The following is a 9,719-nucleotide window of genomic DNA, read 5'->3' on the forward strand; positions in this document are numbered from 1 at the left end:
TTGTCCACATAATAGCGGTTCTGTTCTATCACATCCGTGAAGTTTGACATTCCGTAAGGTATTCCTTTTATCGCTTCCATAATCTATTCTCCTTTTGAGTTTAAAACAACCGATAGACAAAGATAGTTTTTTCAACCGGATATTGAGCAGGAAAAGGAAAATAAAATGTGTAGTTCGTGGCAAGTATCGGATGTAATGCCGGCTCTCGGCTTTTGTCATACAGGGTTTGTCATCCAATGACTGAATCCACCAAAACCAACTGTATTTTCTCGCCCTACAAACGGAAAACCGGTCTCTTCCTTCCTCCTTTCATTAGTCGTTGAAACGCCCTGCCGATGGGGGTTTCGGTAGTGAAGGGATATCCCGTCACCGCCCTTTCAGCCTCCTTTCATTCGTAGAATTTCTTCCGGCTTAATTTTTTCTATAACGCTTTCATTTACGGTGGGAGGGTGTGTCAAAACTAAACCAGCCTATCCAATCTCAGCTGTAGGGGCAGGGTTTGCCTGCCCGAAGACACAAAATAAACTGTTTTCGGGCGAGCGAACCTCGCCCCTACGAACGAAACGACAGCATTATCCACGTTTTGACACAACCCTGATGGCTTCAAGCAGACTGTTCTCAGGCAGACACACGGGTCTGCCCCTACAGAAAACGGTGGGCTAAAAAGATGTGTAGACATACAATTGCTGAAGGCAGGTTGTGAAAGGACTTGGGAAGCGCGGCTGAAGGGAGGATGAGGGGATGTGCTGTCATCTTTAACCGGTTGATAACCAGTGTGTATGAATCAAAATGAAAGGATGAAGGGAGAAGAGGGAATGACCGGCTTAATGAGGGGGATACTCCCATCTGCCCCTTCATGAAAAACATGCCGAGCTTTTTAAAAAAGATGGTGATGTTTTTAAAAAACTTCCCGATCTTTTTCGAAAACACACCGATCTTTTTTGAAAACACACCGACCTTTTTTGAAAACCTCAAGGTCTTTTTGCATCATTCAGTGTGGGCTGCCTGTTTTTTTTTAATGTGCCCGTAGGCATCGGTCAACACATACGGTGGCATCAGCCTGCACGTATATACGCGCAAGCTTACACGTATATATGCATCGGGCTACACGTACGTACGCATCAGCCTACATATATATATGGGAGATATCCCATCATATACAGTTCACTATTTCGCAATGTTGGCTGAATAAAAGTAAAGTATTTGGAAAATTCCAGCCATATCAAAAACATTTTCTTAATATATAATGAAGTCTCACTGAAATTTTATAACTTTGTATCAAAGTTTAATAAATATAACTTCTATGGCAAATTTAAATAGATTAAAGGTCGTATTAGTAGAACATGACCGTACTGGCAAATGGCTAGCAGACCAACTCGGTAAGTCCACTTGTACAGTTAGTAAATGGTGCAAGAATACTGTTCAACCAGACTTGCAAACATTAGACAAAATATCAAAATTACTTGATGTAAATATCAAGGATTTACTTGTAGATAATAAATAAAATTAGATAATACTAAATATCCTACATAAATGAATATCATTGAATTATTTGCTGGTGTAGGTGGCTTTAGAGTTGGCTTTGATCGAGTAAATGCGAATCATCCAAACGAAGCCCCCTTCTTCAGTACGATTTGGAGTAATCAGTTTGAACCTGCAACAAAAACACAGCATGCCTCACGTACATATTGCCGTGTATTTGGAGAAGAGGGTCACTTCAACTGCGATGTTGCATTAGTAGATAGTAACGACATCCCAGTACACGATATATTGGTTGGTGGTTTTCCTTGTCAAGACTATTCCGTAGCAAGAGTACTTAGCCAAGCTGCTGGTATCGAGGGTAAGAAGGGTGTATTATGGTGGCAGATTGTTCGTATAGTGAAAGAAAAAGGGGATAATGCACCTCAAGTTTTGTTTCTTGAGAATGTAGATAGATTATTAGGTTCTCCTGCTAAGCAAAGAGGTCGTGACTTTGCTATTATCTTGGACTCACTCAACGAGTTAGGATATACAGTTGAGTGGCGAATAATCAATGCTGCTGACTATGGTATGCCTCAAAGAAGAAGACGAACCTACATTTTGGCTTACAAGAATGGTTCTCGAATTGCAGAGCAAGTTGTTGATCCAACGGAGTGGATTTTTGCTGATGGCGTGTTTGCACATGCTTTTCCAATTGCCGACTATTCAGAGTTGATGCCTCTAAGTGCAATTCCTCTCAAAAACAATCCAAATTGGGATATGGCAGATTTGTCAGCAGGGTTTAATAAAGCAGGTAAGAACTCGCCATTTCAAACTGCGGGTTTAATGAAGGACGGACTATTCTATACTTATAAAGTAACTCCAAACTATCATGGACATTACACAACGCTTGGGGAAATTCTTGCAACAGGTAAAGATCGTGATTTAATTACTGAAGATTTCTATATAAAAGAATCAGATTTACCTAAGTGGGAGTATCTCAAAGGAGCTAAACATGAAACACGCAAAACAAAGGATGGTTTTGAGTTTAGTTACAATGAGGGTGGTATGGTATTTCCAGATCCATTGGATAAGGCTTCACGTACCATCATTACTTCAGAAGGAGGTGCAACCGCATCTCGTTTCAAACATGTAATCAAGGACCCTGAGAACGGAAGACTGAGAAGACTCATTCCTTTGGAACTTGAACGACTGGATATGTTCCCTGACAATCATACAATTGGAGAAACTGACACAAAGCGTGCTTTCTTTATGGGAAACGCCTTGGTTTGTGGTATCGTTACGGCTGTAGGCGAAGAATTAAAGAATCGTCTTGGATAATAAAATAGAGCGCATTTCGAATGAGATGCGCTCTATTTTATTGATTAATAACTTGTTCTAAGTTCAGGAAATGTTGCTGCAATTTCAGCTTTTGGCAATGCAGAAACCCCCATTGAGAATTTGTTAAGCATTTCTGCATAAGAAGAACGTCCAAGAAGGCAAGCAATAAAGCGTGCATAAGTTAGCATGTTGTTCTTACGACCAACATCACTAGTGATAGTTTTTCCCAAAGTTGTATACTTAACATCTTCCTGCCATGCAATTGCATCTATGTACATCAAAAATGCTTCAATAGGAATCCCTGCATGAGCATTTACATGTTCTTTGAGGTATTCAAGTGCTGCATGAGGTATTACATAACGATAACCATTATCAGTATGCACGTGATCTACCAAAAATGCATTACGTATAAACAAACAGCCAAGGAGCAGAAGAGAATTAGTGTCTCCTGAGTTCTTTAGGTTTTCTGATAATCTAAATATTGCTCTAAAACTAGCGTCATACTCGCATATCTCATTGTCGCAGAATATGGTAGGAGCCATATCGTTAACATTACGTTTGTCACCTTCACGATAGTATTCCTTTCCATATTTACCGAATTTTACGGAATAGTTATCGCCAGCCCATACCTGAGTGAAAATAAAATTTCCTCTTGGTGTGGTGCCAGGATAAGCAACCGCTTCGTTAATTAATGCCTGTTTCATAGCGATTTCTGCATCACGGTAAACGGCATTTCGAGAATGTGCTATCGGTCTATTGATAGCTACTGATTCTAATGCTTGTTCAATTGTTGCCATTTGGTCTTACAAAATAGTGGAATTCACTCAAACGAATGTATTCTTCCTTGCTTAACAATAAATTAACAGGTTTCTCTGCTAGTTTCTGAGTGTAGTAGAAGCGATATGGCTTACCAGGGGGAGCAATCATGGTTTGATTTGAAGCTCTCATCTTTTGGGCAATTTGCAAGAACTTTGTTTTGTCATAACCTTCATTAGCAAAGTATTCCTTCAACTTTGCCTTGCTTACTAAAACACACTCTATTTCAGTAATGTTATTCTCTTTTACTTGCCATGGGTCGTCAATATCAGCATTGAGCCATTGAATGAGATAATATTCAGTCGCAAGATTGGTATTTACAAACCAACCTTCACTATAGTGAAGACTACTATTTAGGAATGATAGCTCAAGAGCAAATGTCTGCAAATTTTTGTTGACATAATATATAGCTGCCTTTTCATCTACGACAATATTCTCAAGATTCTTGTCAGGGATAGAGATGATGATATCTGAGCCATTTATCTGATTATTAGCATTATCAGTGCGTTCAGCTTGAGTAAACATATCTCTAGAGTAAAGGTGTTTGTCGAGATAGTTTGCTACTTCTCGTTCAACATTCATGTCGTTTTTCCTAAAAGTATTGTACGCCATAGTACTCAGATTAGGCAATACAAAAAGCCCTCTTTTCGTTAGAAAAAAGGGCGTGGTAGGTTGATTATTGGTATCAAGGCCTAGCACAGCCCACCAGACAACAACCTCCCTATCCACACCCATATTTTGAGTGTGAATACCCGTTGATCTGGCTGAACTGGTTGTTCGTGAAGTGCTAGTTCTGATACTCAGTTAAGCAAGGATATTCAGACTTATGTAACTAACTTAAATTGCTTCTTATATGCGTTTCGTTTTAATTTGTTATACTTAAGTTCTTATTTATTCCATTTACATGGCAGATACAAAGGTAATGAATAAAATCGTAAAACCGTGCGATTCGAGGGCTAAACTTGCATAGAACAGCCCATTTATAAGCAAAATAGCGTTTTTAAAATGTGCCCGTAGGCATCGGTCTACACATACGGTGGCATCAGCCTGCACGTATATACGCGTAAGCCTACACGTACGTACGCATCAGCTTACCATATATATGTTATCGGGAGGGATGCATTTAAGTATTCGTCACTTGAAATTGTTTCCGATACTTGCTCGGCGACAGCCCCATTGCTGCTGTGAACACCCGCACGAAATGAGGCAGGTCGTTAAAACCAACCATATAGCAAATCTCCGACACTCCTTTTTGCGAGTGCTTCAACAACTCGCAAGCGGTATTCAGACGGTATTGCGTGACGAACTGCGAAAAGGTCATCCCCTTGCACCGCTTGAAATAGGAACAGAACGCTGAACGGTTCATCCCCACCTCCTCCGCAATGTCGTCCAATGTGATGGAATGAACGTAGTGCTTCATTACGTATGCGCAAATCTGCTGCATACGCCGAACGTCCTTTTCGATGCGCATCGGTTTCCCAACAAATATATGGTCGGACGAGGTGAAAATAACAGGAAGCAAACGAAACATCGCACTTAAACGTCCCAATTCGTCCATACCGTTTATTTCGGACAATGACTTACGGATAATCCGCGCGCTTTCCGATCCGAATTTCAATGCGTCGGTAGGAAACATCACGCCCGCCAGTCTGTTCCGCAATTCGGGAAATACTTCCATGCACCGCTCCACCAAAGAATGGCCGAAAGCCACCATCAGATAACGGACACAACCGTCCTCGTCCACACTGTTGACTGCGTATTCCCAGCGATGAAGCATCGACGGCGGAATCAACGCCACATCGCCTGCCGTAAAAGGCTGTAATGTGTCGCCTGCCATTCGGTTACCCTGTCCATGAACGACATAATATAATTCCCACGCATCGTGCCGGTGGAGCTTGGCTTCGAGGCTCGGCTCCACCCGTTGGTCAATGAAGAAAAACGAATGATTCTCCGTTTCGGGCAGTTCGTACGGTATGGCTGTATCTTCCATAAATAATTGTTTTAATTTATACGATTGCAAATTTACAACAATTATATGAAACAATAAAACAAATTTAGAACAATAAAGCGATGTAACTTTGCAACCGAAAACAAGAAATGTAACTTAAAAACGTATTGTTATGGAATTGTACGAAGTATTGGAGAAACGCCGCACTTACCGCGACTACTCCGACCGTGAAGTGAGCGATGAAATCCTTAAAAGAGTAATCGATGCGGCATTCAAAGCCCCAACGAACGATCACCTGCGCCAGCTTGAATTCATCGTGGTGCGTGGACGTGAGAATATTGCCAAAGTGATAGAACCGCTTGCCAAAAACATGGAAGCGTTCAAAAATTTGGTGCATGAAGTGGATGAATCGGGTGACAAGGACAAGATGGATATGTTCGCCGATGCCCTGCCCAAACAACAGCGTATGCTGATGCAGAGCGGTCTGCTGATTCTGCCTTTCTTTCGTCAGAAACAAAGCCCGCTGCTCCAACCCAAGGAGCAAAGCTCGCTCAACTACTTCGCTTCGGCATGGTGTTCGTTGGAAAATATGCTGCTTGCCGCCACTGCAGAAGGATTAGGAACCGTATTCCACATTCCCGTTGCCGACGAAGTGGAAAAAATTAAGAAGATTGTCGGTGCTCCGGAAGACTACGAATTTACCTGTCTGCTTACGATGGGTTATCCCGCAGAAAATGCCTTTCTGCCCAAACAAAAAGAAATCGACATCGAGGAGCGGATACATACGAATCTCTGGTAACACAGCAACATGAAAGGACATATTCTGATATTGTCGGCAAATATCCTGTTCGGTGTCAGTATGCCGGTATTCAAATACCTGCTGACTTCAGATGTACCACCGGAAGCAATTACCATCATGCGGGCGATTTTCGCCTGCATGATGTTTTGGTTCGTGTCCCTCTTCATGCCGAAAGAAAAAGTTCTGCCGAAAGATTTGAGAACACTTTTCATCTGCGCCTTGTGCGGCGTGGGCATCAACCAATGGTTGTTTGTCGTAGGGTTGAAAAGTTCTTCGCCTGTCGATGCCTCCATTATCGCTACCGCAGTGCCTATTTTCGTATTATTGCTGGCTGCCGTTGTCCTCAAAGAGCCTGTTACGGCAAAAAAGTCATTCGGCGTATTTCTTGGCGTAAGTGGAGGAGTGTTGCTCGTGTTCAACTCCGCACATACTTCCAACGGAACTGCCAGCCTTTGGGGAGATACACTGATGTTAATGAACCAGTTGATGTATTCCGTCTATCTGGTCTTGTCTAAACCTTTGTCTCGACGCTACTCGTCCGTGACGATGATGAAATGGATGTTTCTGTTCTCCACAATAGTACTCGCACCGTTTTGTCTCCCGCACGTGCAGCACGTCCCCATATTCCATCGGGAAACTTTCGACATGACGCAAATGTGCGCGCTCTTTTATCTGCTGTTCGGAGCCACGTTCGTCGCATTCATGCTTATCCCGATGGCATTGAAACACATCCGTCCCACTACGGTCAGTATGTACAATTATGTGCAGCCCATTGTTGCCTCCGTAATAGCCATTGCTGTCGGGCAGGACACCCTCTCGATACAAAAACTGTTGTCGGCGGCTTTGGTATTTGCCGGTGTTTACTTGGTGACGAAGAGTAAGAAAAAAGAAGAGATGAAAAATTTAATATTACACAAGACATGATTATAAATACAGGAGGACGGACCGATACCGTCAATTATTACAGCGATTGGCTGTTGAACCGATTCGAGGAAGGATATGTCTATTCGCGTAACCCTCTGTTCCCGAATCATATTACAAAATATACGCTCGACCCGTCAGTAGTGGATTGTGTGGTGTTCTGCTCTAAAAACTACCGACCGATTCTGCCGAAACTTCATCGGATTACCGACCGTTTCAACGTATTCTGTCACTATACCATCACGGCATACGGCAAAGACGTAGAACCGAACGTACCGGACATCGACCGGAGTATCGACACGCTTGTCGAACTCTCTGAAAAAGTAGGGAGTAAACACTTAGCATGGCGTTATGATCCTGTATTGCTGACCCGGAAATACACAGTGGATTACCATCTGAAAATGTTCGATTACATGGCTTCACGCCTTGCACCGTATGTGAATTTCTGCGTATTCAGTTTCGTGGAAATGTATAAGAGGCTCGAATACAATATGCCAGAACTGATTCCGCTGACAGATAGGGACAAGGAAAAACTGGCAGAGGAAATGGGCGCAATCGCCCGGAAATATGGGCTGCACCTACAAACCTGCGGGACATCGGAGAATTACACCCGATACGGAATAGCCGTTTCAGGCTGTATGACTACCGCCAATTTGGGAAATGCGTTGGGCTGTCGGTTCAAAAATATGGCACACAAAGGAACCCGCATCGGGTGTAGTTGTATGCCTACACGCGACATCGGAGCATACAACACGTGCCTAAACGGTTGTAGATACTGTTATGCCAACAAGAAACCGGAGTTGGCAATGGAGAACTACCAACTTCACGATTCGGCATCTCCGCTCTTGATAGGACACGTGAAACCTACCGATATTATTCACGAAGGAAAACAAAAGAGCTTCATCATCTGAAACTATGTAATGGAAAAAATAATTGTAGCGGAAAAAACGGTCGAAAGCTATCTGACCAAATCCAAAATCGGTCAGTTTGCCATCAACCCCTATGTAGGCTGTCCCCATGCCTGCAAATATTGCTATGCGTCATTTATGAAACGCTTCACGGGACATTCAGAATCGTGGGGCGATTTCATCGACATTAAACGGGCAAGACATAAAATAAACGGTTCTCAAATAACTGGGAAAAATGTCTTTATGGGAACCGTGACGGATTGTTACAACCCGTATGAGGTAAAATACGGTATCACTCGCTTCATCTTGAAGCAATTGGTCGGTGTGGATTGCTATCTGCAAATCGCTACCAAAACAAATTGATACTCCGTGATTTGGATTTACTCAAAAAGATGAAGCGTTTGAGTGTGGCATTGTCCGTCAATATGCAGGATGAGAATTTCCGCCGGGACATGGATCAGGCGTATCGAATGCGTATATATGAGTATAAGATACCCCCGATTGATTTAGACTGCGGCGTTACGATTACGCAATATGTCATGGGTGCGAAGTGGAAGCTTTACCTGATTAACTGCATGACCAAAGGCATTCACCGTCCCGTGGAGTTTCAACGAGTGATAAAGGGTGCGACCCGACGTGTGCTGGTGCAGCAATTGGGCGAACTGGAATCGGTCGGTGTCGTGCGCCGTGTGGTGCATGACACCGTGCCGATGAAAACGGGGGCTTTTCTGACGGAGTTGGGCGAGTCGCTCGTACCGATTATCCGCATGATGGATGTGTGGGGCAACGAACATCGCGGAATGTTTGACGAAATGGGCAATATCTGTGTGGCAGGCATCGAATAGAAGATTCCGAACGACGAGGTGGCGGCTATGGCAGCAAAATCCTCTACTTGTTGAAAGAGAAATTTCCCAACTGCCAGCTTGTCTTGGATATGGAACAGGTGGCGGACACATCGGCCGGCAACCCGGAGCAGCGCAGACGCCGGCTGAAGTTCTATTGGCCAACCAAAAAGAGATTGGTTTTAGAGAATTTCGCCGGAAATATTAACTTTGTGATAATATTCATAAAGGCATAAGTAAAGAGGGTATTCTTTGTATTGATAAAGGGTGGTATTATTAAGTATATTTATCCCTATCGGGAGGACAATTTATACCTCTTCCATCCTTTCCAGTTCCCATCCGCAGAACTGCATCACAATGCAATGCAGGCGGGTTCCCCTGCAAAGCTGCCGCACCTTCTCCCCTTCGGCATAACGGTGGATTTGCTGCACGGCTGCATCCCACTGTTCCGCCGACTGTGCCTCGAACTTGTCTTTCGGGAGATATTTCAGTTCCAGAATGTAGCTGTGCTCCACCTCCGGATATCGCTGCAGGTCCGGCATGAGGAACATGTCGCAGAAACCGTGGTTCAGCTCCACTTCGGGCATGGTCAGGTAATAGGCATTGATACTCAGGTAGGCGGTGAAGAAACCTTGAATGTTCCTTTCGCCCTCTATGCTGCTGCGTACCGATGAGTTGTCCTTATA

Annotated in this window: 12 protein-coding genes; 8 read left to right on the plus strand and 4 right to left on the minus strand. The window is 43.5% G+C overall.

The window, feature by feature from the left end; genetic code table 11:
* Positions 1–1,303: 1,303 nt before the first annotated feature.
* Positions 1,304–1,504, plus strand: a complete 201-nt coding sequence (locus tag IR173_RS17570) for a helix-turn-helix transcriptional regulator (protein ID WP_237040810.1) — start codon at positions 1,304–1,306, stop codon at positions 1,502–1,504.
* A 29-nt stretch (positions 1,505–1,533) separates the two neighbouring features.
* Entirely contained in the window at positions 1,534–2,799 is a 1,266-nt protein-coding gene (gene dcm / locus IR173_RS17575; RefSeq protein WP_237040811.1) for a DNA (cytosine-5-)-methyltransferase, read from the plus strand.
* Positions 2,800–2,843: 44 nt separating this feature from the next.
* Here the strand turns inward: dcm and IR173_RS17580 are convergent, their stop codons facing one another.
* The 3 genes from IR173_RS17580 to IR173_RS17590 all read right to left on the minus strand — a co-directional run bounded on the left by IR173_RS17580 (position 2,844) and on the right by IR173_RS17590 (position 5,605).
* The gene (locus IR173_RS17580) at positions 2,844–3,596 is read right to left on the minus strand and encodes a hypothetical protein (protein WP_237040812.1); all 753 of its coding nucleotides are present in this window, start codon (positions 3,594–3,596) and stop codon (positions 2,844–2,846) included.
* Positions 3,583–4,197 (minus strand): hypothetical protein, encoded by a 615-nt coding sequence (locus tag IR173_RS17585; RefSeq protein WP_237040813.1) that lies wholly within the window; start codon positions 4,195–4,197, stop codon positions 3,583–3,585. Before IR173_RS17585 ends, IR173_RS17580 begins: the two co-directional genes overlap by 14 nt.
* Before the next feature lie 541 nt (positions 4,198–4,738).
* Positions 4,739–5,605, minus strand: a complete 867-nt coding sequence (locus IR173_RS17590; protein ID WP_237040814.1) for an AraC family transcriptional regulator — start codon at positions 5,603–5,605, stop codon at positions 4,739–4,741.
* Positions 5,606–5,735: 130 nt separating this feature from the next.
* Here IR173_RS17590 and IR173_RS17595 point away from each other — a divergent pair, with 130 nt between their 5' ends.
* The 6 genes from IR173_RS17595 to IR173_RS17620 are packed head-to-tail and all read left to right on the plus strand — an operon-like array spanning position 5,736 to position 9,269.
* Positions 5,736–6,362, plus strand: a complete 627-nt coding sequence (locus IR173_RS17595; RefSeq protein ID WP_237040815.1) for a nitroreductase family protein — start codon at positions 5,736–5,738, stop codon at positions 6,360–6,362.
* Positions 6,363–6,371: 9 nt separating this feature from the next.
* Positions 6,372–7,286, plus strand: a complete 915-nt coding sequence (locus tag IR173_RS17600; RefSeq protein WP_237040816.1) for a DMT family transporter — start codon at positions 6,372–6,374, stop codon at positions 7,284–7,286.
* A complete protein-coding gene (locus IR173_RS17605) occupies positions 7,283–8,194 on the plus strand; it encodes a DUF1848 domain-containing protein (RefSeq protein ID WP_237040817.1) in 912 nt (303 codons plus the stop codon). Before IR173_RS17600 ends, IR173_RS17605 begins: the two co-directional genes overlap by 4 nt.
* Positions 8,195–8,203: 9 nt before the next feature.
* The gene (locus IR173_RS17610; RefSeq protein ID WP_237040818.1) at positions 8,204–8,554 is read left to right on the plus strand and encodes a radical SAM family protein; all 351 of its coding nucleotides are present in this window, start codon (positions 8,204–8,206) and stop codon (positions 8,552–8,554) included.
* A gap of 29 nt (positions 8,555–8,583) precedes the next feature.
* The gene (locus tag IR173_RS17615; protein ID WP_237040819.1) at positions 8,584–9,036 is read left to right on the plus strand and encodes a winged helix-turn-helix transcriptional regulator; all 453 of its coding nucleotides are present in this window, start codon (positions 8,584–8,586) and stop codon (positions 9,034–9,036) included.
* 50 nt (positions 9,037–9,086) lie between these two features.
* A complete protein-coding gene (locus IR173_RS17620) occupies positions 9,087–9,269 on the plus strand; it encodes a hypothetical protein (RefSeq protein ID WP_237040820.1) in 183 nt (60 codons plus the stop codon).
* Positions 9,270–9,341: 72 nt separating this feature from the next.
* Here the strand turns inward: IR173_RS17620 and IR173_RS17625 are convergent.
* Positions 9,342–9,719: PD-(D/E)XK nuclease domain-containing protein (locus tag IR173_RS17625; RefSeq protein ID WP_237040821.1), on the minus strand; the 378-nt coding region annotated here is incomplete at its 5' end.

The organism is Phocaeicola faecalis (assembly GCF_021730445.1).
Classification (GTDB): Bacteria; Bacteroidota; Bacteroidia; order Bacteroidales; family Bacteroidaceae; genus Phocaeicola; species Phocaeicola faecalis.